The sequence below is a fragment of the Metapseudomonas resinovorans genome (assembly GCF_002003485.1).
Taxonomy (GTDB): domain Bacteria; phylum Pseudomonadota; class Gammaproteobacteria; order Pseudomonadales; family Pseudomonadaceae; genus Metapseudomonas; species Metapseudomonas resinovorans_D.
In genome coordinates this window covers 62,745-87,511 of the sequence record NZ_BDMA01000085.1, presented here as the reverse complement: position 1 = coordinate 87,511, position 24,767 = coordinate 62,745, and the positions used below count along the sequence as shown (strand labels likewise).

The window sequence follows — 24,767 nt, the reverse complement described above, 5'->3', positions numbered from 1 at the left end:
CAGTCTAGTCGTCGGTGTGCTTCCGGACCCGCGCCATATGCTGCTTGATGATCTCCGAGACCGACGCCGTCATGACCGCGGTAGAGACCCCGAACATGAGGATGCCGTTGGCGGCCTCCAGCGGCCCCAGCAGGCGCCAGGCCGGAGTCATGACCATGTCGCCATAGCCGAGGGTCGCGAAGTTCACCCCCGAGTGGTACAGCGCGGTGGCGAAGTCATCGAACTCTCCGAGCAGGTGGAATAGCGCCGCCCAGATAGCCATCTGGGCGAAGTTGCCCAGCAGCATCAATAGCATCACCACGCCCAGATGGACCGCACTGTGCACGGGTGAATCGTGCTCCTGCGCGAGCAGCTTGTAGCGCACGAAATACTTCAGGCAGATCGCCACGAAGTACGCCTGCAGTGCGAGGCAGAGCAGCATCACGGGAATTCCGACCAGCAGATTGAGCAACATGAAACGACCTCGTCAGGACGCGGAGCGCCGTTGCCGGCGAAAACGGCGCCGGTCGATCAGGTAGACCGCAGCGCAGGCATACAAGGTGACGGCGATGAACAGCCCCATGCGGATGGCGAAGGCGGTGTAGACATCCTTGCCCGCCGCGCTGTCCTGCACCGACTGGCCCAGAAGGATGATCAGCGTGATCAGGGTGTTGACCCAGAAGCCCGGCGTCTGCGCCGTGGGGCTGAGGCGATAGAGCTTGCGGGCCAGCAACAGGCCGAACAGCAGCATCCAGAGGAAGAACATCCAGAGGTGCGGAAAGAGGCTCAATGCGCTCCAGAACAGCATGGCGAGCACGCCGCCAAGCAGGGTCGAGCCCAGCAGTTCGCGGCCGGCAGTGCGAGCGCTGGCACCGCACACCTGCTGGCCGAGGCTGACCGACTTCATGATCAGCGGCATGTAGCTGGCCGGGTCGATCAGCGCCAGGAGGAAGGCCGGTAGCACCACCAGCGCCGCACGCACCGCCACCCAGGCGGCCTCCACTTCCTCCAGCAAGGGACGGGCGGGGGGCGCTGGCGGCGCAACGGGTTCGGGAAAGATCATGTGGCTGAACGAAACCACCAGCACGGCGAGCAGCACGCCCTTGCCCAACGCCTGGATCACCGTCAGTGCCAATGCGAATTCGGCCGTGCCGGCGGCGCTGATCATGGTCAGGCCGATCACCAGGAATTGCGCCACCAGCGGGTTTCCACCCCGCAATCCGTAGCGAAAGCACAGGTACAGGCAGAGCGCGACCAGCAACACCCCGCTGGCCGGCGCATGGCGCAACAGCGGGATCAGCAGCAGGCCCGTGGCGGTGCTGAGCATGATCACCAGCGCCAGTCCCGGTCCGGCCTTCAGCGGCAAGGGACGATTGCCGGCGGTCAGCAGGACCATGACGAAGATCGGCGTCAGGAAGGGAATCGGCAGGGCCAGGCCGAAGCTGATCGCCAGGCCCAGCGCCGTCCCACTGGCCAGGCGCAGGGCGCGCTGGCTGCGTGGGTCGTGCTCAGTAGGCATAGGACAGCCAGCTCATCATGCGAATGAACAAGCGGCCAAGTGGATTGAGAGGATTGCCCTCGCGGGGAAAGGCCATCACCTCGGCCTGGCCGCCGACCCGCAGGCCGCGCAGTTCGTCGAGCTCGCCCGGCAGGAGTTCGACGATGACCGGGAAGCGCTGGGCGGGCCGCAGCCAGTCACGGCTGTTCTCCACCGACGGCAAGCTGCCGGGGGCCGGCGCCTGACCGACGCTGACGCCATAGCCGACGCTGCGCACCCGTCCCTCGAAGACCCGCCCCGGCAGGGCATCCAGCACGATCGCCACCGGTGCGCCGGGCTGGACGTGGCCCAGGTTGTTTTCAGTGAAGTCAGCGCTTATCCACAGGTCGTGGATGGCGATCAGGGTCATCACCGGGCTACCCGCCCCCACGTACTGCCCGACGTCGGTGCGCAAGTCGGTGATCAAACCGGCCGAGCGGGCTCTAACCTGGGTGTTGGCCAGGTCCAGTTCGGCTTTTTCCAGGGCGGTGGCGGCACTGCGCAACTGCGCATTCTCCTCTTCGCTTCCACCCTGCTGCTCACGTGCACGCTGCACTTCGGCCCGCGCGGCCGCTACCTGGCTGATGGCTTGTTCACGGGATGCCCGCGCCCCTTCCAGGCGCCGCACGGAGAGGGTGCCCGGGTCCTGCTTGTAGAGGCGTTCTAGGCGTTCGCTGTCCTGCCGCGCCTTCAGTTCGTTGGCCTCGGCGGCCCGCTGAGATGCGAGGGCCGAGTCGATGGCGGCGGTGCTCGCTCCCACCTGCCGGCGTACGGTTTCCAGGTCGGCACGGGCGCGGTCGACGGCAATCCGGTAATTCGTCGGGTCCACCTCGAACAGCACTTCGCCCACCTGGACATCTTTGTTGTTGCGAACGTGCACCTTGGTGACCCGCCCCGCCACTTCAGCCGCCACAGGCACCACGAAGGCCTGCAAGCGCGCCTGCTGGGTATAGGGGGTAAAGCGATCGGCCAGCAGGTACCAGACCAGCGTCAGGATGATCACCAGGGCGACCCAGCGGGTTCCCTTCGTCGCGCCGTCCGCCGCTTTTGCGGGAGCGGGCTGGGCCGGTGGTTCCGGTTTGGCCTGGGACGTGTCGGTCATGGTCGTTCACCTTGTTCGATTGGCAGCTGTGTGTCAGACGGCGCGTCAGGCTCGTCCAGCAGGTCGCCCCAATCGGTACGTTGTTGCATCTGCTGACGCGTGCCGTCGTCGATCAACGGTCCCGAGCGCTGCCAGCCCCCGCCCAGGGCCTTGTACAGGCCGATCAGGTTGGCCACCGCATTGCTGCGGCTGACCAGGTAGCTGTCTTGCTGCTGGAACAGCTCCCGCTGGGCATCCAGCACCCGCTGGAAATCCGCGAAGCCTTCGCGGTACTGCGCCAGTGCCAGGGTCAGCGAGCGCTCCGCCGACTCGGCAGCCTCGCGCCGGATGTGTTCGCTTTCGAGCGACTTGATCAACCCGGTGGCGGCGTCGTCCGCCTCGCGCGCGGCCTGGCGCACGCCGTCACGGTAGGCCTCGATCAGCTGTTGCAGGCGTGCATCCTGGACGCGCACGTCGTTCTTGATCCGGCCATGGTCGAACACGTTCCACACCAGGCTCGGCCCTGCCACCAGGTCCAGGCTGTCGGAAGCGCCATCCAGCGTCGACGCGCTCCAGCCGATGCTGCCCAGCAGGGTGATGGAGGGATAGAGGTCCGCCTCGGAGACGCCGATGAGTGCCGACTGGGCGGCGACCGCGAGTTCCGCGGCACGCACATCCGGCCGACGCAGCAGCAGGTTGGCGGGGACATCCTGCAGCACCGCGCGATCCAGCAACGGAATCAGGCCTTCGCGCTCGCGCAGTTCCGGCAGAGGTCCCGGCGGCCGGCCCACCAGCACGGCCAAGGCATTGCGCGTTCGCAGCACCTGGCTTTCCAGGTCCGGGATGGTGGCCAGGGTGCCGAGGTACTGGGTCTTGGCTTGCTGGAAGTCGAGTTCGTCGCTGTCGCCGCTGCGGAAGCGCCGCTCGGTGATCTCGAAGCTGCGCCGCTGCCGTTCGGCGTTGTCACGGGCGATGCGCAGGCGGGCCTCGAAAGTGCGCAGTGAATAGTAGGTATCCGCCACTTGGGCGCGCAGCAGCACCAGCACGTCCTCGTAGTTGGCATAGGCGGCGAAGTAGGCGGCGTCGGCCGATTCGATAGCGCGGCTGAACCGTCCCCAGAAATCCAGCTCCCAGGCCGCGTCGAAACCGGCACCGTATTGCCAGGAATGACTGTCCTGTGGGTTTCGGCCACCAGATTGGTTGCGGTCCAGGTACAGGGCATCGGCACTGACCTGCTGCACCTGCGGATACCGACCGCTCAGGGCGATGCCGAGCTGCGCACGCGCCTCCATGACTCGCAGGCCGGCGATTTCCAGGCTCGGGTTGTACGCGTCGGCTTCGGCGATCAGGGCATCGAGGGCCGGGTCGTCGAACACCTGCCACCACTGGCGCAAGTCCGGCTGCGGGCGATCGAGGCTCGCCTGCTCGATGGCCGGGCTGTTCCATTGGTCGATCCAGGGTTCGCGTGGCGTCTGGAAATCCGGCCCCAGACGCACGCATCCACTAAGGCCAAGGGCTCCGAACAGGAGCAGTCGGGCGAGTCGGGGGGCCATGGGCATGAATGGGTCGGAGCGTCAGGCCGTCGTCTCGTCTTCCGCAGCGGTTTCCTCTGGCACGCTCGGTGGCTGCTCCTCGACCCAATGCCAGAACAGCATATAGCCAACGGCGAGCATGACCGGCCCGATGAACAGTCCGATGATGCCGTTGGTAACCATCCCGCCCAGCGCACCGATCAGCACCACCGGCATCGGCACATTGACGCCACGGCCCAGCAGCAGGGGTTTGAGGATGTTGTCGGACATGCCGGCAACGAAGATGTAGATGGAGAAGATGATGGTGCCGGCCGTCGCACCCTCGGTGGCCAGGACGTATGCGATGACCGGAATCGTGATCAGCAACACGGGCAACTGCATGATGCCCAGCAACAGTACGAGGATGGCCAGCAAGCCCGCTCCGGGGATGCCCATCAACACGAAGCCGACGCCGACCAGCAGCATCTGGATAAAGGCGATGCCGACCACGCCCTGGGCCACCGCGCGGATGGTGGCGGTGCACAGGCTGGCGATCTGCGGGCCGCGGTCCGGGCCGGAAATGCGCGAGGCGATCTGCACGGCGCTGCGGGTGCCATTGGCGCCGTAGGCCATGAGGATGCCGCCGACGATCAGCGCGCCAATGAACAGCAGGAAGCCCGCCCCTACGCCGGCCAGCTTGCCCAGCAGGGTCATCCCCACGCCACGCAGGTGCGGCATGAGGTTCTTCAGCAAACTGGTCAGGTCGAGCGAGGCCTGCTGCCAGAAGTCGTACAGCGGCTGGCCGATCAGCGGCCAACTGGCGACCGATTCGTTCGGCGCGGGTATATGCCAGTCGCCGCTTTTGATCAGCTCCAGCGCGCCCTGCACGGATTCGGCGATCGACATGCCCAAGAGATAGATCGGCACCATCAGCAGGCCCACCGATACGACCACTATCAGGGTCGCCGCGTGCCCGTCACGCAGGCCCAGCTTTTCCTTGAGCAGGCCGTGCAGCGGGTAGAAGGTAACCGCCAGGATCAGCGCCCAGAGCATCAGGTTGAGGAAGGGGTTGAAGATCTGGTAGCAGGTAATGGCCAGGATGGCGATGAGCCCGGCGCGGATCAGGACATCCAGCAGGCCGCGGGATAGCAGCCTTTCCGAAGTGGGAGTCGGTTGCATCGAATTCTCCTTTTGCTTAAGTGCAAGGCTATTCCAAACGGGTAACCGACCTAACCACGCCCATGACGCTCTTGTTTGGCAGCGATTCGGTGGGCGCTAAAAGCGAAAATCTTTGAGCAACGACGCAACCTGATCCAAATCATTTATCGCTTTTGATCGTCATTTCCACCGCAACTCAGGCGTTCAGAGCCCTATTGGGCGCCGTGCAGGCAGCGGCGTCGACCTCACACTATCGATGCTGTCGGTAACCAGCATAGTCGCTGAACGGCAGATGGACCGGCCCTCTTGGGAGCCGGTCCCGACGCGGGCGCATGGAGGGAAAAGCAGACGACCGGTGAGCCATTACTCACCGATATCTTCGTTCCACAGCTCCGGCCTTGCGGCGATGAAGTCCTCCATCAACTTCACGCACTCGGCGTCCTGCAGCACGTCCAGCTCCACGCCACGGGAGCGCAACAGCTCCTCCTCGCCGAGGAACGTGCGGTTCTCGCCGATGATCACTTTCGGAATGCCGTAGAGCAGGATCGCGCCGCTGCACATGGAACAGGGCGACAAGGTGGTGTAGAGCACCGCTTCGCGGTAGACGCTGGCCGGTTGGCGGCCAGCGTTCTCGAAGGCGTCCATCTCGCCGTGCTTGATGGCACTGCCTTCCTGGATTCGCCGATTGTGGCCACGCCCAATGATGCGCCCCTTGTGGACGATCACCGAACCGATGGGTATCCCGCCCTCGGCCAGTCCCTGGCGGGCTTCTTCGATGGCGGCTTGCATGAAGGGGTCCATGGTCGATCCTTGTTTTCCGGTGGATTGAACAGCTTGTTTACGTGACCGGTCGCGGCTCCTGCAAGGGTTGCTTGGCCAGCCACGCCTGATAGGCATTGATCCCGGCCCGCACCGAGCTGAACACCAGCGGCGGCTTGAGCTCGCCCAGCTCGCCGGAACGCTGCAAGAGGTCGTAGGCCGGCCCCATGAGGCGAGAGAAGGCGAAGTAGACACCCTGCGCCGCGAGGGTCTGCTGCACTTCGCGCAGGGTGGCAAGGCCGGTGAGGTCAAGGTTGATCATGGTTTCGGCGTTTAGCAGTACCGCGCGCGGGTGGTCCGCCTGCTCCACCAGGTGCAGCAGGCGCTGCTTGAAATAATCGGCATTGAAGAACAGCAGCGGCGCGTCGAAGCGATAGATCAACAGGCCGGGCGAGGTGGTCGCCTGTGGATAACGCGCCAGCTCCACTTGGCCGTCGACACCCTCAACCCAGCCAAGCACAGCGTCGCGAGGACGGTAGGTGAGATACAGCAAGCGCAGCAGTGCCAGGGAGATGGCGACGAAAATACCAGGCAGCACGCCGACGCCCAGCACGCCAACCGTGGTCAGCAGGCACAAGCCACACTCGAAGCGGCTGAGGCGCCAGAAAGCCTTGATCGCGCGGAAGTCGATCAGTCCCCAGCCGGCGAGCATCAGTACGGCGCCCAGGGCGGCGATGGGCACCCAGGCCAGCGGGCCGTGGAGGAACACCAGCACCGCGACTATCACCAGCGCCACCACGACGCTGACCATCTGCGTCTTGCCGCCCACCAGGTCGTTCACCGCCGTGCGCGAATCCGCGCCGCTGATGACGAATGACTGCGAAACCCCGGCGCCGATGTTGGCCAGGCCCAGGGCGATGAACTCGTGGTTGGCGTCGATGGCGTAGCCGTGGCGGGCGGCGAAGCTGCGGGCGGTGAGCATGGCGCTGCAGAAACTGACAATGGTGATACCGGTGGCGTCCCGCAGCAGACCGAGCAGCTCCTGGTAGCTGGTGCGCGGCCAGCTCAGCTCGGGCAAGCCAGCCGGGACGGCGCCCAGCAGGGCCACACCATGCCGGTCGAGTCCCAGCAAGGCGGCCGCCAGCGAAGCCAGCACGAGCGCGACCAGCGAGACCGGCAGCCGTGGCCAGCGCCGGGGCAGGACGATCATCAGCAGCAGCGCCGCCGCCCCCAAGGCGAGGGTCGGCAGGTGGGTGTCGGCGAGGTTGCGAATCATCGCCAGCAGGCCGGCGATGAAGCCGCTGGTTTCGCTCTGGTAGCCCAGCAGCTTGCCGAGCTGGCCGGCCAGCAGGCTGAGGCCGATGCCATTGAGGTAGCCCACCAGGATCGGCCGCGAGAGAAAGCTGGCGATGAATCCGGCGCGGATGAAACCGGCCAGGATCGACAGCAGTCCGACCATCACCGCGACGATCATCGACAGATGCACCAGGCGCTGCGGATCGCCCGCCGCCAAGGGGGTGATGGCGGCGGCCACCATGGCGGCGGTGGCGGCATCCGGCCCCACCATCAGTTGCCGGGAGCCGCCCACCAGGGCGTAGATCAGCATCGGCAGGATGCAGGCGTAGAGCCCGACCTGAGCGGGAAAACCGATGATCTGCGCGTAGGCGATGGCGGTAGGAATCTGTACCGCGGCCACTGACAGGCCCGCCATGAGGTCAGGGCGCAGCCATTCGCGGCGATAGTGGAAACGGCTGATACGATCACGCAGCCTGTCGATCAGGAACATTGGGGCCGTCCGCTTGAGATAACTCCAGAAGCTTAGGCCCGCAACGCCGGGATGACCCCGGCGTCGCATCACTTTTGAGAATTAATGATCTTTCTCACAGTTGATCATCCAGGGCACTCCAAAGCGGTCCACCAGCATGCCGAAGCGCGCAGCCCAGAAGGTCTGCGCCAGGGGCATCTGAACCTGGCCACCCTCGGCCAGGGCATTGAAGACCCGCTCGGCCTCGACGATGCGATCGACGTTGATCGAAACGCTGATGCCGCTGATGCCCTGGAAAGGTGCCTGGGGCGGGCAATCCGAGCCCATGATCACCTGGTCACCCACCGCCAGGCGGGCATGCATGATCTTGTCGCGGAAGTTCTCCGGCACATCTTCGCTGGCCGGGCTTTCGGCGAAGCTCAGGAAAGCTTCCAGGGTGCCATTGAGCACCTTGGCGTAGAACTGGAAAGCCGGGCCGCACTGCCCATCGAACGTGAGGTAGGGATCGATTTTCATGAGAGTCTCCTGTCCGTTTTTTTCAGCCGTCACTGCTGTTTGGCTTTCTCGAAGACGCGTTGTTCCTGCTCGCGCAGCTCGGGGGTGAATTCCGCGCCGAAGTCTTCGGCCTCGAACACCTGACGAATCTCGATTTCGGAATCGGAAAGCATCGGATTGGGGCAGCGTTTGACCCACTCGATGCACTCTTCCAGGGAATTGACCTTGAACAGCCAGAAGCCGGCGATCAGTTCCTTGGTTTCCGCGAAGGGGCCGTCGATGACTGCGCGGTCCTTGCCCTTGAACTGCACACGCGCCCCTCTGGAACTGGGATGCAGTCCCTCGCCGGCGAGCAGGACGCCGGCATTGACCAGCTCCTCGTTGTACTGGCCCATGGCCGTGAGCAGTTCCGTGCTGGGCATGATGCCCGCTTCCGATTCCTTGGTTGCTTTGACAATCACCATGAAGCGCATTGTTGTTCTCCTGTTGGGTGGCATGAACGCCAGCCTGCGACCGCTACCTGCTGACTGTGCTTATTGGTCGATGGGGGATCGACGAGATCGACAGCAGGCCGAAAAAATTCTTCTTGGGGGCGCAGGACTGGATCAGCGTAGACCCGGATCGGAGCTTTGCGCGGATGGGGTGACGGGTGAGCAAGTAGCTGCATTGCCCGTAGGAGCTGGCTTGCCAGCGAATGGCCCCTTTTCGCTAGCAAGCTAGCTCCTACAAGGCTCCTGGACGCTAACGCAAACGTAGCCATTTCAAGCGCCAAGGGCAGCGCAGAGCCCCCGCAAGATCGGGGCACGCTGCGCGTGCCTTGTTGGGCTTCGCTTCGCTCTGCGCCAACCTACAGGGGCCGTGCGCTTTCGTAGGGTGGATCACGCTTCATCGATCCACCATCGGCGGCGGTCTGGAGGAAGGCTTCAATGTAGGGTGTGCCATGCGCACCAGTTCCGGGATCACCCTCGACACCGCGGCAAGAAGCCGGTGCGCGCGGCGCACCCTACCCATTGAGCGAGGGGAAGCTTGGCCCTTCAGGAAGCCGAACGGATTTGTTGCAGAGGGCCCTCAGCGCGGCGCGATGTGGGCGACCATCAGTTGCACGCTTTCCTGGCCACGGTATTCGTTGACGTCCAGCTTGTAGGCCACTTCGGCCCAGCGGACGCTGGCGTTGGGCCATTGCTCGCGGTCGATGTTGAAGGCAATGCCGTCCAGTTGCACCGAACCGCATTCACTTTTCAGCACCAGCTTCAGGTGGCGTTCGCCGACCAGGCGCTGCTGGACGATCTGGAACACGCCGTGGAACAGCGGTTCGGGGAAGTGCTGCCCCCAGGGGCCGGCCAGCCGCAGGGCACGGGCCAGCTCCAGGTGGAATTCCTCGATGCTCAGTTGGCCGTCGGAGAGCAGGCGGCCGGTGAGGTCGTCTTCATCGAGCTGCCGGCGGGTCTCGGCGTCGAAGGCAGCGGCGAAGGCGCCGAAGTTTTCCACAGGCAGGGACAGGCCGGCCGCCATCGCGTGCCCCCCGAACTTGCTGATCAGCCCCGGATGACGGGCGGCGACGGCATCCAGCGCGTCGCGAATGTGGAATCCCGCTACCGAACGGGCCGAGCCCTTGAGCAGGCCGTCACCGGCATCGGCGAAGGCGATGGTCGGGCGGTGGTAACGCTCCTTCAGACGCGAGGCGAGGATGCCGATCACGCCCTGGTGCCAGTCCGGCTCGAATACGCAGAGCCCGAACGGCATGTCTTCGATGGGCAGGTTCTTCAGTTGCGCCAACGCCTCGCGCTGCATGCCCTGTTCGATGGCCTTGCGGTCCTGGTTGAGCTGGTCCAGTTGTACGGCCATGTCGCGGGCCAGGGCTTCGTCTTCGCACAGCAGGCATTCGATGCCCAGGCTCATGTCATCCAGGCGGCCGGCGGCATTGAGGCGCGGGCCGAGGATGAAGCCCAGGTCGGTGGAGGTGATGCGCCCTGCCGGGCGGCCGGCGACGTCGAGGATGGCCTTGAGGCCGGCACGGGCACGACCGGCGCGAATGCGGGCCAGGCCCTGGTGCACGAGGATGCGGTTGTTGGCGTCCAGGGGTACCACGTCGGCGACGCTACCCAGGGCCACCAGGTCGAGCAGGTCGCCCAGGTTGGGTTCCTTGAGGCCGGCGCGAGCGAACCAGTCGATCTCGCGCAGGCGCGCGCGCAGGGCCATCAGCACATAGAAGATCACCCCAACGCCGGCCAGGGACTTGCTGGGGAAGTCGCAGCCGGGCTGGTTGGGGTTGACGATGGCGTCCGCCGCCGGCAATTCCGGACCCGGCAGGTGGTGGTCGGTGACCAGTACCTTGAGCCCTGCGGCCTTGGCGGCAGCCACGCCTTCGACGCTGGAAATGCCGTTGTCCACCGTCACCAGCAGGTCAGGCTGGCGGGTCAGGGCGACGGCAACGATTTCCGGCGTCAGGCCATAGCCGTATTCGAAGCGGTTGGGGACCAGGTAATCGACATGGAAGGCACCGAGCATGCGCAGGCCGAGCACGCCGACGCTGCTGGCAGTGGCGCCGTCGGCATCGAAGTCGCCGACGTAGAGGATGCGCTGGCGCTTCTCCAGCGCTTCCACCAGCAGCTCGACGGCGGCATCGATGCCCTTGAGCTGCTGGTAGGGGATCAACCGCGCCAGGCTCTTGTCCAGCTCAGCCACCGATTGCACGCCACGGGACGCATAGAGGCGGGTCAACAGCGGTGGCAGGTCGCCCAGGTCAGGCAGGGCATCGGGCAGGGCACGGTGTTCGATACGCATGAAAGGTCCAATCTTTGAATCGACTTCCCCTCTCCCTCCCGGGAAAGGGCCTGACGGTAGTGGCGGCGCAGAACCTGTTTACGATCTCGCGAGCTAGAGCCATGCAAGGCAAAAACAGGCGAGGAAGCGGAGTTTACGACTGTAAATGAGCATTCCGAGCCTGTTTTTAACGCAGCAGGGCCGACGCGCAGCAGATCGTAAGCAGGTTCTCAGCGCTCCCCGGCCAGCCACTCCAACGGAACTTCGTGCTGACCGCGCTCATCGGTGATGAACAGCTCGCCGTCGCTGATCATCACGCTCCAGCTGATCGAGCGCGGCAGGTCGCGGGCCAGTTCTTCCAGGGCTTCCTGGCCGACGGCGACGACGTTGATGTTCTTCAGGCTGCGTACGCCATCCAGCACCTTGTTCTGCCAGACGCGCAAGTTGCCGTAGGCCACCAGGCTGAAGCGCTCGGTACGGCGCGAGCACCAGGTGATGCGCTCGGCATCCGGCTGGCCCACTTCGATCCAGTGCAGGACGCGGTCATCCAGGCTCTTTTCCCACAGGGCCGGCTCGTCCACGTCCGACAGGCCACGGCCGAAGGACAACTGCTCGTGGTACCACAGCGCGTACGCGATCAACCGCACAGCCAGGCGTTCCTCGGTTTCCGAGGGGTGCTTGGCGACGGTGAAGCGCAGGTTCTCGTAGACGCTGCGGTCGAGGTCAGTGAGGTTGAGGTCGACTTTGTAGGGGGTCGCTTGGAGGGCCATGGCGGGCTTCTTGGTGATTCTCGGAGGGCGGCAAGTCTACCCTGATTCCTCTGCCTTGGCTGAGCCTTCCGGCTAATCGGCGGGATAGCGCTGGATGCGGTTGCGGCCCTTGTCCTTCGCGGCGTAGAGCGCGTCGTCGGCCAGCGAGAGCAGGCGGAACAGGTCGTAGCCGGCGTCCCTGGAGCTGACGATACCGATGCTGACGCTGAGTTCTCCCGCCTCCTGGAATGGCACCTCGGTGAACTCGCGGCGGATACGCTCGGCCACCTGGGCGCCGGCTTCGTCGTCGGCATCGGCCAGCAGGCAGGCGAACTCCTCGCCCCCAATGCGACCGAACACGTCCTGCTTGCGCATGCTACCGACGGCGATGCGGGTAAACGCCACCAGGGCCTCGTCGCCGGTGGCATGGCCATAGCTGTCGTTCAGGCGCTTGAAGTGGTCGAGGTCGCAGAGCAGCAGGGCTACCGGCTCGCGCCGGTGCTCGCAGCTCTCCAGGAGGTATTCGCCGGTGGTCATGAAGGCGCGCCGGTTGCCGACGCCGGTGAGCGGATCGCAATAGGCGGCGGCACGAAACTTCAGTTCGGCGCGCTCCTTGACCATGGACAGGGTGACGAAGGCGATGCCGATGGCATACAGCAGGGTCTCGAACACCAGCAGGGAAAAGAAGTTGGTGCCCTGGCCGCTGCTGGCCAGGGCCGCATCGAAGGGCATGCCGCGATCGATCACGATGCGCGCGCTGTAGAAAACCATGTGGAAGACGGTCAGTACCAGGGCCGGCATGTAGGCCACTTCCAGCGATTGGCGACTGCGCCAGAGCTCGTGGGCGCTCAGCCCGCAATAACAGACGGTGATCAGCGAGCTGACCGCGATGCGCACGGTCAGGGACTCGTAGAAAGCCGGGTTGAGACAGAGCAGCACCCACACCAACGAGCCGGCGCAGATTCCCGGCACGTGCGGCTGACGCCCGGCGAACACACGCATGGCGGTCCAGTTCATGGCCGCGCAGAAGTGCAACACCACATTGCCCAGCACCAGCGGCACGTAGTCCATGCCGATGCCACGCAAGCTGCCCAGCACGGTTCCCAGGGCGCCAAGCAGCAGCATGGCGGCGAGGTAACCGAGCGTCGGTTCGCGGCGGCCGCGACGCCAGGCGTGCAGCATGAGCAGGCCAACCAGCGCGAGGACGTAGATATCCACAAGCACCAGCGTGGGGACATTCAGTTGCATGCACCCTCCTCCCGGCACGTTCCGGGCGACAAGTGGCTGCGGCTGGCGAGGCGTTCTGGCATGGCTGTCAACGCACACGAATCAGGGTCCTGCCAAGAACTTTAAGTCGCCCCGCAAGGGTGCGCCAGCGGCAATCCAGGCTGTTCGCAACAACCCCCGAGGGAGTAGAGTCGCCGCCATTGCCTGGCCCATGGACATCCCGATGAACGCCCCTGCCAAACCCCTCGCCGGCCTCAAAGTAATCGAGCTCGGTACGCTGATCGCCGGCCCCTTCGCCTCGCGCCTGTGCGCAGAATTCGGCGCCGAAGTCATCAAGATCGAATCCCCCGACGGCGGCGACCCGCTACGCAAATGGCGCAAGCTGTATGAAGGCACATCCCTCTGGTGGTTCGTGCAGGCGCGCAACAAGAAGTCGCTGACGCTGAACCTGAAGCACCCGGAAGGCCAGGAAATCCTCAAGAAGCTGCTCGCCGAAGCAGACATCCTCATCGAGAACTTCCGCCCCGGCGTGCTGGAGAAGTTGGGCCTGGGCTGGGAGGTGCTCCATGCGCTGAACCCGAAGCTGGTGATGGTGCGGTTATCCGGCTTCGGTCAGACCGGCCCCTACAAGGACCAGCCGGGCTTCGGCGCAGTGGGCGAGTCCATGGGCGGACTGCGTTACATCACCGGCTTCGAAGATCGTCCTCCGGTGCGTACCGGCATCTCCATCGGCGACTCCATCGCTGCCCTCTGGGGCGTGATCGGCGCCCTCATGGCGCTGCGCCACCGCGAGGTGAACGGTGGCCTGGGCCAGGTGGTGGACGTGGCGCTTTACGAAGCGGTGTTCGCCATGATGGAAAGCATGGTGCCGGAGTTCGATGTGTTCGGTTTCATCCGTGAACGCACCGGCAACATCATGCCCGGCATCACCCCCTCCTCCATCCACACCGCCGCCGATGGCCGCCATGTGCAGATCGGCGCGAACGGCGATGCCATCTTCAAGCGCTTCATGCTGGGCATCGGCCGTGAGGACCTGGCCAACGATCCGACCCTGGCCAGCAACGATGGCCGCGATGCCCGCCGCGATGAACTCTACGGGGTGATCGACCGCTGGGTGGGCTCGCTGCCCCTGGACGAGGTGCTGGCCGTGCTGAACCGCGCCGAAGTGCCGGCCAGCCGCATCTTCTCCGCCGAGGACATGTTCGCCGACCCGCAATTCCTCGCCCGGGAGATGTTCCTCTCGGCGAAGCTGCCGGACGGCAAGCCTTTCAAGATGCCGGGCATCGTCCCCAAGCTCTCCGATACACCCGGCTCGACCGAATGGATCGGCCCGGAACTGGGCGAGCACAACGGCGAAGTGCTGGCGGGGCTGGGCTATAGCGTCGAGCAGGTGGCGGCGCTGAAGGCCGACGGGGCGATTTGACGTCAGGCAGGCTGCATTTCTGTAGGGGCGAATTCATTCGCCAAGCAGGCCGAAGGTCTGCCCCACGGGGCCGAGAGGGATGCTGCGCATCCCTTGGCGAATGAATTCGCCCCTACAAGGACTCGCCCCCACAAGCTTTCCATCCCATTCTCTGCAGCCACAAAAAAGGCCGGACCCTTTCGGGAGCCGGCCTTTTCGTTCTGGCGCCTGGCTTACAGCGGCTTGCCGCGGTTGCCATGCTGGCTGACGAAGGCCTGAATCTGCTTCAGGTCGTTCGGCAGCACGGTGCAACGCTCTTCGCGCTGGAACAGGTCGGCGAGGTGCGGCGGCAGGGCCGGGGCCTGGCCAACGCCAGCCTTCTCCACGGCCTCGGGGAACTTCACCGGGTGGGCAGTGCCGAGGATGACCATCGGGGTGGCCAGGCTGCGGCGGCACTCGCGAGCGGCACGAACGCCGATGGCGGTATGCGGGTCCAGCAGCTCGCCGCACTCCTCGTACACCTCGGCGATGGTTTCGCAGGTGGCGGCGTCATCCACGGCCAGCGAATCGAACAGCTTGCGCGCTTCGGTCCAGCGGTCTTCCTCGACGCTGAAACCGCCGCCCTGCTTGAAGGTGTCCATCAGGTTGGCGATGGCGGCACCGTTGCGACCGTGCAGGTCGAACAGCAGGCGCTCGAAGTTGGACGAAACCATGATGTCCATCGACGGCGACAGGGTCGGGTGCAGGGTGTCCTTGACGTACTGATTGCCGCTCATGAAGCGGTGCAGGATGTCGTTGCGGTTGGTGGCGACAATCAGTTGGCTGATCGGCAGGCCCATGTTGCGCGCCAGGTAGCCGGCGAAGATGTCGCCAAAGTTGCCGGTGGGCACGGAGAAGGCCACGGAGCGCGCCGGGCCACCCAGCTGCAGGGCTGCGTGGAAGTAGTAGACGATCTGGGCCATGATCCGCGCCCAGTTGATCGAGTTGACCGCTACCAGACGGGTGCCCTTGAGGAAGCCCTGGTCGGCGAAGCTCGCCTTGACCATCTCCTGGCAGTCGTCGAAGTTGCCCTCGACCGCGATGTTGTGGATGTTCTCGCCGAGGATGGTGGTCATCTGACGGCGCTGCACCTCGGACACGCGATTGTGCGGGTGCATGATGAAGATATCGACGTGCTCGCAAGCCTTGCAGCCTTCGATCGCGGCCGATCCGGTGTCACCCGAGGTGGCGCCCATGATCACCACACGCTCGCCGCGCTTGCTCAGCACGTGGTCGAGCAGGCGACCCAGCAGTTGCAGGGCGAAGTCCTTGAACGCCAGGGTCGGGCCGTGGAACAGTTCCAGTACCCACTCGTTGCCGTTCAGCTGGCGCAGCGGCGCCACGGCGTTGTGGGCAAAGACACCGTAGGTTTCCTCGAGGATCTTCTTGAAGTCCGCATCATTGATGCTGCCGGTTACAAAGGGGCGCATCACGCGGAAGGCCAGTTCGTGGTACGGCAGGCCGGCCCAGGAGGCGATTTCTTCCTGGGTGAAGCGCGGCAGGTTTTCCGGGACGTATAGGCCGCCGTCGCTGGCCAGGCCAGCCAGCAGCACGTCTTCGAAGTTCAGGGCCGGAGCCTGGCCGCGGGTACTGATATAGCGCATGTCTTAAAACCTTGGTTTCGAGCGGCCGGGGCTGGTGCGCCGCACCGGGGGATCGCCCCTCGCGGCAGCACCGAGGCTCGGCGGCTGCTTAGTTCAGTTGCTCGACGCGGATGCGCACTACGCTGCCTACCACGTCTTCCAGAGCTTCCAGCGCGGCGATGGCGTCGTTGACGCGCGCCTCGACGACCCGGTGGGTAACCAGGATCATCGGCACCAGGCCGTCCTGCTCTTCGACTTCTTTCTGCATGATGGATTCGATGTTGATGCCACGCTCCGACAGGATGGTCGCGACCTGCGCCAGCACGCCCGGATGGTCCTTGGCCTGGATGCGCAGGTAGTAAGCACTCTCGCAGGCCTCGATCGGCAGGATCGGGTGGTCGGACAGGGAATCCGGCTGGAAGGCCAGGTGCGGCACATGATTTTCCGGATCGGTGGTCAGCGCGCGGACCACGTCCACCACGTCGGCGACCACGGCAGAGGCAGTGGCCTCCATGCCGGCGCCAGCGCCGTAGTAAAGGGTGCTGCCAGCGGCGTCGCCGTTGACCATCACGGCGTTCATCACGCCGTTGACGTTGGCGATCAGGCGGTCAGCCGGGATCAGGGTCGGATGCACACGCAGTTCGAAGCCGCTGTCGGTGCGACGCGCCACGCCCAGGTGCTTGATGCGGTAGCCCAGGGCCTCGGCGTAGTTGACGTCGGCGCTGGTCAGTTTCGAGATGCCTTCGGTGTAGGCCTTGTCGAATTGCAGCGGAATGCCGAAGGCGATGGACGCGAGGATGGTCAGCTTGTGTGCGGCATCGATGCCTTCGACGTCGAAGGTCGGGTCGGCTTCGGCGTAACCCAGGGCCTGGGCTTCCTTCAGTACGTCCTCGAAAGCACGGCCCTTCTCACGCATTTCGGTGAGGATGAAGTTGCCGGTGCCGTTGATGATGCCGGCCAGCCAGTTGATGCGGTTGGCGGCGAGGCCTTCGCGGATCGCCTTGATCACCGGGATGCCACCGGCGACGGCAGCTTCGAAGGCGACCATGACGCCCTTCTCGCGGGCCTTGGCGAAGATTTCATTGCCATGCACGGCGATCAGCGCCTTGTTGGCGGTGACGACATGCTTGCCGTTCTCGATGGCCTTCATGACCAGCTCACGGGCCAGGGTGTAGCCACCGATCAGCTCGATGACGATGTCGATTTCCGGGTTGTTGGCCACGTCGAAGATGTCGGCGGTGATGGGGGTAGCGCCGGTTTCACACTTCGGGTTGGGACGACGAGCGGCAATCTGGGCAACTTCGATTCCACGCCCGGCACGGCGGGCAATCTCCTCGGCGTTGCGTTTGAGTACGTTGAAGGTGCCGCCACCGACGGTCCCAAGGCCACAGATGCCTACTTTTACCGGCTTCACGCTGAACTCCCCATCATCACTGCGAAAACGGCCGGGTGTGTCCCGGCCGAGGAAAAGAGCCGCACTTTACGAAGCGGCTCTTTATTGGTCAATCAAGCTGGACGCCCGAATTACTTGGCTTCGAGGGCCAGTTTGGCCAGCTGCGGAGCCGGCTGGTAGCCCGGAATCATCTGGCCATTGCCCAACACGATGGCCGGGGTGCCGTTGACGCCGATCAGCTGGCCCAGTTCGAACTGCTTGGCTACCGGGTTATCGCATTTCGCAGCCGGCAGTTCTTCGCGGGATTTGGCCTTGTTCATGGCCTCCTGGCGATCCTTGCTGCACCAGACGCTGACCAGGCTGTTGTAGCCGTGGCTGCCGATACCCTGGCGCGGGAAGGCAACGTAACGCACTTCGATACCGCGACGGTTCAGCTCCGGCACTTCGCTGTGCAGCTTCTGGCAGTAGCCGCAGTCGGTGTCGGTGAATACGGTGATATGCGCCTTGGCCGGCTCCTTGGGTGAGAACACCACCATCTCGCTGGCCGGGATGGCGTTGATTTCCTTGGCGATGGAGCGGCTCTCGGCCTGCTCGGTGAGGTTCACCGGCTTGCCGTTCTGCACGTGGTACAGGTAGCCCTGCATCAGGTACTGGCCATCGGCGCTGGTGTAGAGCATGCGACCGCCCTTCAGCTGGACCTGGTAGATGCCGTTCATCGGGCTTTCACCGATGGACTCGATGGGCAGGCCGAGTTCCAGAGCATCGAGGGTCTTGCGGATAGCCTGGTCCGGGTCGTCGGCGAGGCTGATGGTGCTGGCGAGGCCGAGGGCCAGGCCGGCGATAAGACGAGTCACGCGCATGGGTACTCCTGTCGAGCGGCGGACGTACGGAAACCGCTCAAGCCTACCACAGAAGGCCCGGCACGCAGACGCCTGACGCCCGGCGGATTGCGTAGGTGGCCGGCCGGTGCTGCGTAGGTCGGTCGGCCGCCGGCGCAAGCGGCACTCGTGCACGACATCCCTGTCGTGGCACCTCTGCCTGGTTCAATCCCGGCCCGGCCATCCAGGGCCACTCGTTCGCTGGGGCGATACATGCGTCGCCTTTCCGGCTCACCCCCTCGGGTGGTGGCGGGCGTGAAGCTCCTGCAGGCGGGCACGAGCGATATGGGTGTAGATCTGCGTGGTGGACAGGTCGCTGTGGCCGAGCAGCATCTGCACCACGCGCAGGTCGGCCCCATGATTGAGCAAGTGGGTGGCGAAGGCATGGCGCAGGGTGTGCGGCGACAGCGACTTGCCGATGCTGGCCACCTGCGCATGGTGCTTGATGCGGTGCCAGAAGGTCTGGCGGGTCATCTGGTCGCCACGCAGGCTGGGGAAGAGCACGTCGCTGGGCTTGCCGTCGAGGAGGAAAGGCCGCGCTTCTCGCTGGTAGCGCTCGATCCAGGCAATCGCTTCTTCACCCAGGGGCACCAGGCGCTCCTTGCTGCCCTTGCCGAAGACCTTGAGAACGCCCTGGCGCAGGTTGACCTGCTCCAGGGTCAGGCTCACCAACTCGGTGACGCGCAGGCCGCAGGCGTAGAGCACTTCGAGCATCGCGCGGTCGCGCATGCCGATGGGATCGTCCAGCTCCGGCGCCTCCAGCAGGGCCTCCACATCGGCCTCGGACAGCGACTTGGGCAAGGGCCGGCCCAGTTGCGGCAGGTCCACCTGCAGGGTCGGGTCTTCGAGGATCAGGTTCTCACGCAGCAGGAAGCGGTAGAACCCCCGCAGCCCGGAGAGGAAACGTGCGGTGGAGCGCGCCTTGTAGCCCTGCTCCAGGCGCCAGGCGAGGTGATCCAGGATCAGGTCGCGGCCAGCCTTGTCCAGCGCCAGGCCGCGCTCATCGAGCCAGCCGTTGAAGTGTGCGAGGTCGCTGCGATAGGCCGAGCGGGTGTGTTCGGAAAGTCCTTTTTCCAGCCAGAGGGCATCGAGGAATCGGTCGATCAGAGGATGGTCTAGCGCGGGCATGAATGGCGGCCTTGACTGTACGAGGCGCTAGTCTTTCATAGCGCTGTAGGCGATTCATCCCCGATAAGGAATTCCAATGAGCGAACACCACATCCTGCTTGGCCTGGGCGGCATCGGCGCGGCAGCGCTGTTCAGCCAGTGGCTGGCCTGGCGCCTGCGCCTGCCGGCGATCCTCTTCCTGCTGGTAGCCGGCATCCTTGGCGGCCCAGTGACCGGCCTGCTGGACCCGGAAGCGCTGTTCGGCCCGCTGCTGTTCCCGCTGATTTCCCTGTCGGTGGCGCTGATCCTGTTCGAGGGCAGCCTGACCCTGCATTTCTCCGAATGGCGCGAGATCGGCAGCGTGGTAAGGCGAATGGTGACCGTCGGCGCGCTGCTGACATGGGCGGTGATCGCGATCGCCACGCATTGGCTGCTGGATTTTTCCTGGGAACTGGCGCTGCTGTTCGGCACCCTGACCCTGGTCACCGGGCCCACAGTGATCGTGCCGATGCTGCGGGTCGTGCGCCCACGCTCGTCGATCGCCAACATCCTGCGCTGGGAAGGCATCGTCATCGACCCCATCGGCGCTCTGCTGGCCGTGGTTGTATTCAGCTTCATCGTCAGCCGCGAAGACGGTGGCTGGCTCGCCAGCCTTTCCACCTTCGCCAGTGTCATCGCCTGCGGTTGCCTGCTGGGCGCTGCGGGCGGCTGGCTGTTCGGCGTGGCGATGCGCCGCCACTGGCTGCCGGAGTACCTGCAGAACCTTGCAGCCCTCGCGGCGGTGCTCGGGGTGTTCATCAGTGCCAACCTGCTGGTGCATGAGTCGGGTCTGTTGGCGGTGACGGTGATGGGCATGGGGCTGGCCAACATGCGTGGCGTGGATGTGCGGCAGATCCTGCACTTCAAGGAAAACCTCAGCGTGCTGCTGATTTCCGGGCTGTTCATCCTCTTGGCCGCACGCCTGGACTTTTCCGCCCTGGTCGCCTTGGGGCCGGCGACCCTGCTGTTGCTGGCAGTGATCCAGTTCATCGCACGGCCACTCAATATCGCGGTCAGCACCTGGGGGTCGAGCCTCAACTGGCGGGAACGCGCGCTGCTGGCGTGGATCGCTCCGCGCGGGATAGTCGCAGCTGCGGTGTCGGCCATTTTCTCCCTGCGCCTGATCGAGGCCGGTCACGCGCAGGCGATGTTGCTGGTTCCCCTGACCTTCCTGGTGATCATCGGCACCGTGGTACTGCAAAGCGCGACCGCGCGTCCGCTGGCTCGGCTGCTGAAGGTCGCCGAACCGGCCCCTTCGGGCTTTCTCATCATCGGCGCCAATCCTGTCGCCCGCGAGGTCGGCAAGGCGCTGCAGAACCTCGGCAGCCGCGTGCTGCTCACTGACTCCAGCTGGGAGAACATTCGCGCCGCCCGCATGGACAACTTGCCCACCTACTTCGGCAATCCCACATCGCAACATGCCGAGGCACACCTCGACCTGGTGGGCCTCGGCCACCTGCTGGCCCTGTCGCCATCCAGTGAACTCAACGCCCTGGCCTGCATGCACTTCCGCCATGACTTCAGTGCCCAGCGCCGCTTCACCCTGCCCAGCGGCCATGAAAGTCGGCGCAGTGAAAAACACCGCGCCAGCGAAACGGTCCGCGGGCGGCCCCTGGGCAACCAGGCGCTGACCTTCCCGCAGTTCGCCAGCTACCTGGCCAAGGGCGCCGACGTTCGTACCACCACCCTGACTGCCGCGTTCGGCTGGGAGGAATACCAGGCACTACACGGCAACCGCGCGACCTTGCTGCTGGCGCGAGACCCACGCGGCTGGGTGCACCTGACCGGCAACCCGCCGGACTTCGTTCCCGAAAAGGACTGGACCCTGGTGTCCCTGATCGAAACCGAAGTGCAACCCGGTGTTACCGCTGATCGCACTCTGGTGCAAACACACTGACGGGCGGCGTGGCCAGCCTATCCTTAGTCTGGTGACAGGATCGGACTGGCCGTGGATGATTTCATCTTGCTATCACCCACCGCTGGTACCGGAACATGGCCAACCAAATGAACTCCCGCCTGGGGCAGATCCTCATTAACAAGGGTCTGATCACCTCCCAGCAGTTGGATGCCGCGATCAAGATGCAACTCACCAGCAAGATGCGGCTGGGTGAAGTACTGATAGCGCAAGGCCTGCTAACCCAGAAGCAACTGACCAAGGCCCTGAAGAAACAGAGCAATCTGCGTCTGGCGGCCACCCTCGTGGCTGCATTGATGAGTCCCTTCCAGATGGCCAGCGCCGATATTCAGCGCCTGCAGCCACCTGCCAGCATCAGCCGCCAGGAAACACCGCAGGGCCTGCGCCCGCTGAGCGACCTGGAGATGAGCAGCGTCAGCGCCCAGGGCCTGGACGATGTATTGCAGGGTCTGTTCCTGCAAGCGGAGCAAGGCGATGGCCTGGGCGCAGTGAAGCAACTGGCGCGACTGGTAATGCCGGTGCTGGATGGCCTGGATGCAGAGACGTCGATGAAGGACGTGGCCTACGACACCAGCAAGATGACCTCGACGGTCAACGCGGATGGCTCGGTGAACCTGCGTTTGCCCAGTTCGATCGGCGAGTTGCGTTTCGAGAATATCCGCGTGGCCGGCGCACCTCGCGACCAGAGTTTCGGCAGCCTGACCCTGAACAACATCGATCTGTCACAGGCATCCCTGAAGATCAGCATGCGTCACTGAACCGGCGAGCTACGAAAAAAGGCACCCGATGGGTGCCTTTTGCATTCATGCGGCGCTGGCGGCCTGGGGGTAATCCGGCAGAACCTGCACTGGACGCTTCTCCCCGTCGATGGCGACGAAACTGAACAGGCCGGTGATGGCCTTCTCGCGGGTCGCGCAGTACATGTCCTCGACGAAGACCTCGACTTCCACCTTGAGGCTCGTATTGCCGACTTTCACCACGCGCCCGACCAACTCGACGATGGAGCCCGCCGGGATCGGATGCTTGAAGTCGATGCGGTCGCTGGATACGGTCACCAGTGGCAAGCGGCAGAAGCGCGTGGCAGCGATAAAGGACACTTCGTCCATCCAGGCCAGTGCGGTGCCACCGAACAGGGTGTTGTGATGGTTGGTGCTGGGCGGGAACACCGCCTTGGTTACCCGGCTCTCGGACAGCTCGGTCCGGCGGGCGATCTCTTGCTCTCTCGGGGTCATGCCACTACTACCTGAATCGAATCTATGTGGCTGCCACTCGTGCCGCGACTCTTGTCATTCTTCTATGCGCTGCCGGATAGGCAGGAAAACTCCCGACTGGCGCTGCCAGCGGGGGTGCGGATTATCCCCTGCACACAGGCAAGAAAAAACCCGCCGAGGCGAACCTGGGCGGGTTTTTCGGGAAAGCTCGGCGATTAGGCCAGCTTTTCCTTGATACGAGCTGCCTTGCCGGACAGGTCGCGGAGGTAGTACAGCTTGGCTTTGCGCACGTCGCCGCGGCGCTTGACGCTCAGGCTGTCAACCAGCGGGGAGTAGGTCTGGAAAGTACGCTCAACGCCTACGCCGTTGGAGATCTTACGTACGGTGAAAGCGCTGTTCAGGCCGCGGTTACGCTTGGCGATGACCACACCTTCGAAGGCCTGCAGACGAGCACGGTCGCCTTCCTTCACTTTCACTTGAACGATTACGGTGTCGCCCGGGGCGAAAGCCGGAATCTCTTTGTTCATTTGTTCAGCTTCGATCTGCTGAATGATTTTGTTGGTCATCGCTATGCTCCTAAGACAGGCCTTCTGGGCGTGCCATCGATACGTTAACTATCGTTCCGCTGGCGGATGTATTCCTCCAGCAGCTTTTTCTCTTCTCCAGAAAGCGAGCGGCAATCCAGAAGATCGACCCGACGTTCCCAGGTGCGCCCAAGCGCCTGCTGCAAACGCCATCGCCGGATGTGTTCGTGGTTGCCGCTGAGCAGCACCTCGGGAACACGTTTGCCTGCATACATCTCCGGTCGGGTGTAATGCGGGCAATCGAGCAGGCCGTCCGTAAAGGAGTCCTCCTCGGCGGAGTCCGCGTGGCCCAACGCACCGGGCAGCAACCGCGTCACCGCATCGATCAGCACCATGGCCGGCAGCTCACCGCCGGACAGGACGTAGTCGCCAATCGACCATTCCTCATCGACGTGCTCCTCAATGAAGCGTTCGTCGATGCCTTCGTAACGACCAGCAATGAGGATCAATGCTTCCTCATTCGCCAGCTCGCGCACGGCCGCCTGCTCAAGCTTGCGCCCCTGCGGCGAGAGGTAGATCACCTTCGCCTTCTCCCCCGTCGCTGCCTTGGCTGCTGCCAGGGCCCGTTCCAGGGGCTGGATCTTCATCACCATGCCGGGGCCGCCGCCGAAGGGCCGGTCATCCACCGTCTGGTGGCGGTCTTCGGTGAAGCTCCGCGGATTCCAGCAATTGAGCTTGAGCAGCCCTTGCTTCACCGCACGACTGGTGATGCCGTACTCGCTGATGGCAGCGAACATCTCGGGAAAGATGCTGATAACTTCGACCTGCATGCTTTTCATGTCAGGCCCTTAGAAATCAACGTCCCATTCCACCCTCATTTCGCCGGCGTCCAGATCGATCGACAACACGCACTGCTCCGTATAGGGCAGTAGGCGCTCACGATCATCAAGGCTGCCAGCGCAGGGCTTGACCACCATCACGTCGTTGGCACCGGTCTCCAGCAAATGATCGATTCGGCCGAGCAGTTGCTCGTCCTGGTTGATCACGTTGAGACCTTCCAACTGGTGCCAGTAGAACTCGTCATCGTCGAGATCCGGCAGTTCGCTGACGGGCACGCAGATTTCGAAACCTGCGTAGGTCCGGGCAACCTCGCGGTCGTCCAACCCTTTCAGCCTTACTACCAGGACCTTGCCGTGCACACGTCCGCTGGCGACTTCGACCTGCTTTACCTCGTTGTCACGCTTGAGCGTCCAACGGCGGTAATCGAGCACGTTATCCAGCGGATCGGTGAAGGAATAGACCTTCACCTCGCCACGTACGCCATGCACCGAGAAAATCTTGCCAAGAACGATCAGTTCATCGGCGGGGGCCGGCGTCGTGCTCATAAAGATGCTTAGGCAGCAGCCTTGGCAGCTTCCTTCAGCAGCTGAGCAACGCGCTCAGACGGCTGGGCGCCCTGGCTCAGCCAGTAGCTGACGCGCTCCTGATTTACGGAGAGCTTGACTTCGGCACCCTGAGCAACCGGGTTGAAGAAGCCAACGCGCTCAACGAAGCGACCATCGCGCGCATTGCGGCTGTTGGTCACGGTCAGGTGGTAGAAGGGGCGCTTCTTGGAGCCGCCACGGGCAAGACGGATGGTTACCATTGAACTT

The 24,767-nt window shown here is 64.2% G+C and carries 24 protein-coding genes; 3 read left to right on the top strand and 21 right to left on the bottom strand.

The window, feature by feature from the left end:
- Window positions 1–4 precede the first annotated feature (4 nt).
- The 12 genes from MnOB_RS23600 to MnOB_RS23545 all read right to left on the bottom strand — a co-directional run bounded on the left by MnOB_RS23600 (window position 5) and on the right by MnOB_RS23545 (window position 13,045).
- Window positions 5–454: a potassium channel family protein gene (locus MnOB_RS23600; RefSeq protein ID WP_077526790.1), complete on the bottom strand. Its 450-nt coding sequence runs from the start codon at window positions 452–454 to the stop codon at window positions 5–7.
- A gap of 12 nt (window positions 455–466) precedes the next feature.
- Window positions 467–1,498, bottom strand: coding sequence for a DUF2955 domain-containing protein (locus MnOB_RS23595; protein WP_077526789.1), 1,032 nt, complete (start codon window positions 1,496–1,498; stop codon window positions 467–469).
- On the bottom strand, window positions 1,488–2,618 hold the full coding sequence (locus tag MnOB_RS23590) for an HlyD family secretion protein (protein WP_077526788.1): 1,131 nt from the start codon (window positions 2,616–2,618) through the stop codon (window positions 1,488–1,490). Before MnOB_RS23590 ends, MnOB_RS23595 begins: the two co-directional genes overlap by 11 nt.
- On the bottom strand, window positions 2,615–4,150 hold the full coding sequence (locus MnOB_RS23585; RefSeq protein ID WP_077526787.1) for an efflux transporter outer membrane subunit: 1,536 nt from the start codon (window positions 4,148–4,150) through the stop codon (window positions 2,615–2,617). Before MnOB_RS23585 ends, MnOB_RS23590 begins: the two co-directional genes overlap by 4 nt.
- 21 nt (window positions 4,151–4,171) lie before the next feature.
- Window positions 4,172–5,287 (bottom strand): AI-2E family transporter, encoded by a 1,116-nt coding sequence (locus tag MnOB_RS23580; protein WP_077526786.1) that lies wholly within the window; start codon window positions 5,285–5,287, stop codon window positions 4,172–4,174.
- A gap of 342 nt (window positions 5,288–5,629) precedes the next feature.
- Complete coding sequence (locus MnOB_RS23575; RefSeq protein ID WP_077526785.1) at window positions 5,630–6,067, bottom strand: nucleoside deaminase; 438 nt, start codon at window positions 6,065–6,067, stop codon at window positions 5,630–5,632.
- A 37-nt stretch (window positions 6,068–6,104) separates the two neighbouring features.
- The gene (locus tag MnOB_RS23570; RefSeq protein WP_077526784.1) at window positions 6,105–7,811 is read right to left on the bottom strand and encodes a SulP family inorganic anion transporter; all 1,707 of its coding nucleotides are present in this window, start codon (window positions 7,809–7,811) and stop codon (window positions 6,105–6,107) included.
- Between the two features lie 81 nt (window positions 7,812–7,892).
- Window positions 7,893–8,306 carry a VOC family protein gene (locus MnOB_RS23565; protein ID WP_077526782.1) on the bottom strand — a complete coding sequence of 138 codons (414 nt, stop codon included), beginning with the start codon at window positions 8,304–8,306 and terminating at the stop codon, window positions 7,893–7,895.
- Between the two features lie 29 nt (window positions 8,307–8,335).
- Window positions 8,336–8,758, bottom strand: a complete 423-nt coding sequence (locus MnOB_RS23560) for a YciI family protein (protein WP_077526780.1) — start codon at window positions 8,756–8,758, stop codon at window positions 8,336–8,338.
- Window positions 8,759–9,353: 595 nt separating this feature from the next.
- A complete protein-coding gene (gene recJ / locus MnOB_RS23555; RefSeq protein ID WP_077526778.1) occupies window positions 9,354–11,069 on the bottom strand; it encodes a single-stranded-DNA-specific exonuclease RecJ in 1,716 nt (571 codons plus the stop codon).
- A gap of 209 nt (window positions 11,070–11,278) precedes the next feature.
- Window positions 11,279–11,818, bottom strand: coding sequence for a YaeQ family protein (locus MnOB_RS23550; RefSeq protein ID WP_077526776.1), 540 nt, complete (start codon window positions 11,816–11,818; stop codon window positions 11,279–11,281).
- Between the two features lie 72 nt (window positions 11,819–11,890).
- Window positions 11,891–13,045, bottom strand: coding sequence for a GGDEF domain-containing protein (locus tag MnOB_RS23545; RefSeq protein ID WP_077526774.1), 1,155 nt, complete (start codon window positions 13,043–13,045; stop codon window positions 11,891–11,893).
- Between the two features lie 202 nt (window positions 13,046–13,247).
- Between MnOB_RS23545 and MnOB_RS23540 the strand changes: the two genes are divergently transcribed.
- A complete protein-coding gene (locus MnOB_RS23540) occupies window positions 13,248–14,447 on the top strand; it encodes a CaiB/BaiF CoA transferase family protein (RefSeq protein ID WP_077526772.1) in 1,200 nt (399 codons plus the stop codon).
- A gap of 212 nt (window positions 14,448–14,659) precedes the next feature.
- Here the strand turns inward: MnOB_RS23540 and thrC are convergent, their stop codons facing one another.
- The 4 genes from thrC to xerD all read right to left on the bottom strand — a co-directional run bounded on the left by thrC (window position 14,660) and on the right by xerD (window position 19,447).
- A complete protein-coding gene (gene thrC / locus MnOB_RS23535) occupies window positions 14,660–16,069 on the bottom strand; it encodes a threonine synthase (protein ID WP_077526771.1) in 1,410 nt (469 codons plus the stop codon).
- A gap of 88 nt (window positions 16,070–16,157) precedes the next feature.
- Entirely contained in the window at window positions 16,158–17,462 is a 1,305-nt protein-coding gene (locus tag MnOB_RS23530) for a homoserine dehydrogenase (protein WP_077526769.1), read from the bottom strand.
- Window positions 17,463–17,572: 110 nt separating this feature from the next.
- The gene (locus MnOB_RS23525) at window positions 17,573–18,301 is read right to left on the bottom strand and encodes a disulfide isomerase DsbC N-terminal domain-containing protein (RefSeq protein WP_077526767.1); all 729 of its coding nucleotides are present in this window, start codon (window positions 18,299–18,301) and stop codon (window positions 17,573–17,575) included.
- A 249-nt stretch (window positions 18,302–18,550) separates the two neighbouring features.
- Window positions 18,551–19,447, bottom strand: coding sequence for a site-specific tyrosine recombinase XerD (gene xerD, locus MnOB_RS23520; protein WP_077526765.1), 897 nt, complete (start codon window positions 19,445–19,447; stop codon window positions 18,551–18,553).
- Between the two features lie 76 nt (window positions 19,448–19,523).
- Here xerD and MnOB_RS23515 point away from each other — a divergent pair, with 76 nt between their 5' ends.
- The gene (locus MnOB_RS23515; RefSeq protein WP_077526764.1) at window positions 19,524–21,362 is read left to right on the top strand and encodes a cation:proton antiporter; all 1,839 of its coding nucleotides are present in this window, start codon (window positions 19,524–19,526) and stop codon (window positions 21,360–21,362) included.
- Window positions 21,363–21,457: 95 nt separating this feature from the next.
- Window positions 21,458–22,138 carry a cyclic di-GMP-binding domain-containing protein, MshE-related gene (locus MnOB_RS23510; RefSeq protein WP_077526763.1) on the top strand — a complete coding sequence of 227 codons (681 nt, stop codon included), beginning with the start codon at window positions 21,458–21,460 and terminating at the stop codon, window positions 22,136–22,138.
- Window positions 22,139–22,183: 45 nt separating this feature from the next.
- Here the strand turns inward: MnOB_RS23510 and MnOB_RS23505 are convergent, their stop codons facing one another.
- The 5 genes from MnOB_RS23505 to rpsP all read right to left on the bottom strand — a co-directional run bounded on the left by MnOB_RS23505 (window position 22,184) and on the right by rpsP (window position 24,760).
- Window positions 22,184–22,612: an acyl-CoA thioesterase gene (locus MnOB_RS23505; RefSeq protein ID WP_077526762.1), complete on the bottom strand. Its 429-nt coding sequence runs from the start codon at window positions 22,610–22,612 to the stop codon at window positions 22,184–22,186.
- A gap of 194 nt (window positions 22,613–22,806) precedes the next feature.
- Complete coding sequence (gene rplS / locus MnOB_RS23500; RefSeq protein ID WP_077526761.1) at window positions 22,807–23,157, bottom strand: 50S ribosomal protein L19; 351 nt, start codon at window positions 23,155–23,157, stop codon at window positions 22,807–22,809.
- A gap of 44 nt (window positions 23,158–23,201) precedes the next feature.
- The gene (gene trmD, locus MnOB_RS23495; protein WP_077526760.1) at window positions 23,202–23,954 is read right to left on the bottom strand and encodes a tRNA (guanosine(37)-N1)-methyltransferase TrmD; all 753 of its coding nucleotides are present in this window, start codon (window positions 23,952–23,954) and stop codon (window positions 23,202–23,204) included.
- 9 nt (window positions 23,955–23,963) lie between these two features.
- Window positions 23,964–24,500: a ribosome maturation factor RimM gene (gene rimM / locus MnOB_RS23490; RefSeq protein ID WP_077526759.1), complete on the bottom strand. Its 537-nt coding sequence runs from the start codon at window positions 24,498–24,500 to the stop codon at window positions 23,964–23,966.
- A gap of 8 nt (window positions 24,501–24,508) precedes the next feature.
- A complete protein-coding gene (gene rpsP / locus MnOB_RS23485) occupies window positions 24,509–24,760 on the bottom strand; it encodes a 30S ribosomal protein S16 (protein WP_069085410.1) in 252 nt (83 codons plus the stop codon).
- Between the last annotated feature and the right edge of the window lie 7 nt (window positions 24,761–24,767).

What these genes read in the sequence shown, in the direction of transcription:
- MnOB_RS23600 (WP_077526790.1), bottom strand. Translation starts at nt 454, where the DNA reads ATGTTGCTCAATCTGCTGGTCGGAATTCCCGTGATGCTGCTCTGCCTC.
- MnOB_RS23595 (WP_077526789.1), bottom strand. Translation starts at nt 1,498, where the DNA reads ATGCCTACTGAGCACGACCCACGCAGCCAGCGCGCCCTGCGCCTGGCC.
- MnOB_RS23590 (WP_077526788.1), bottom strand. Translation starts at nt 2,618, where the DNA reads ATGACCGACACGTCCCAGGCCAAACCGGAACCACCGGCCCAGCCCGCT.
- MnOB_RS23585 (WP_077526787.1), bottom strand. Translation starts at nt 4,150, where the DNA reads ATGGCCCCCCGACTCGCCCGACTGCTCCTGTTCGGAGCCCTTGGCCTT.
- MnOB_RS23580 (WP_077526786.1), bottom strand. Translation starts at nt 5,287, where the DNA reads ATGCAACCGACTCCCACTTCGGAAAGGCTGCTATCCCGCGGCCTGCTG.
- MnOB_RS23575 (WP_077526785.1), bottom strand. Translation starts at nt 6,067, where the DNA reads ATGGACCCCTTCATGCAAGCCGCCATCGAAGAAGCCCGCCAGGGACTG.
- MnOB_RS23570 (WP_077526784.1), bottom strand. Translation starts at nt 7,811, where the DNA reads ATGTTCCTGATCGACAGGCTGCGTGATCGTATCAGCCGTTTCCACTAT.
- MnOB_RS23565 (WP_077526782.1), bottom strand. Translation starts at nt 8,306, where the DNA reads ATGAAAATCGATCCCTACCTCACGTTCGATGGGCAGTGCGGCCCGGCT.
- MnOB_RS23560 (WP_077526780.1), bottom strand. Translation starts at nt 8,758, where the DNA reads ATGCGCTTCATGGTGATTGTCAAAGCAACCAAGGAATCGGAAGCGGGC.
- recJ (WP_077526778.1), bottom strand. Translation starts at nt 11,069, where the DNA reads ATGCGTATCGAACACCGTGCCCTGCCCGATGCCCTGCCTGACCTGGGC.
- MnOB_RS23550 (WP_077526776.1), bottom strand. Translation starts at nt 11,818, where the DNA reads ATGGCCCTCCAAGCGACCCCCTACAAAGTCGACCTCAACCTCACTGAC.
- MnOB_RS23545 (WP_077526774.1), bottom strand. Translation starts at nt 13,045, where the DNA reads ATGCAACTGAATGTCCCCACGCTGGTGCTTGTGGATATCTACGTCCTC.
- MnOB_RS23540 (WP_077526772.1), top strand. Translation starts at nt 13,248, where the DNA reads ATGAACGCCCCTGCCAAACCCCTCGCCGGCCTCAAAGTAATCGAGCTC.
- thrC (WP_077526771.1), bottom strand. Translation starts at nt 16,069, where the DNA reads ATGCGCTATATCAGTACCCGCGGCCAGGCTCCGGCCCTGAACTTCGAA.
- MnOB_RS23525 (WP_077526767.1), bottom strand. Translation starts at nt 18,301, where the DNA reads ATGCGCGTGACTCGTCTTATCGCCGGCCTGGCCCTCGGCCTCGCCAGC.
- xerD (WP_077526765.1), bottom strand. Translation starts at nt 19,447, where the DNA reads ATGCCCGCGCTAGACCATCCTCTGATCGACCGATTCCTCGATGCCCTC.
- MnOB_RS23515 (WP_077526764.1), top strand. Translation starts at nt 19,524, where the DNA reads ATGAGCGAACACCACATCCTGCTTGGCCTGGGCGGCATCGGCGCGGCA.
- MnOB_RS23510 (WP_077526763.1), top strand. Translation starts at nt 21,458, where the DNA reads ATGGCCAACCAAATGAACTCCCGCCTGGGGCAGATCCTCATTAACAAG.
- MnOB_RS23505 (WP_077526762.1), bottom strand. Translation starts at nt 22,612, where the DNA reads ATGACCCCGAGAGAGCAAGAGATCGCCCGCCGGACCGAGCTGTCCGAG.
- rplS (WP_077526761.1), bottom strand. Translation starts at nt 23,157, where the DNA reads ATGACCAACAAAATCATTCAGCAGATCGAAGCTGAACAAATGAACAAA.
- trmD (WP_077526760.1), bottom strand. Translation starts at nt 23,954, where the DNA reads ATGAAAAGCATGCAGGTCGAAGTTATCAGCATCTTTCCCGAGATGTTC.
- rimM (WP_077526759.1), bottom strand. Translation starts at nt 24,500, where the DNA reads ATGAGCACGACGCCGGCCCCCGCCGATGAACTGATCGTTCTTGGCAAG.
- rpsP (WP_069085410.1), bottom strand. Translation starts at nt 24,760, where the DNA reads ATGGTAACCATCCGTCTTGCCCGTGGCGGCTCCAAGAAGCGCCCCTTC.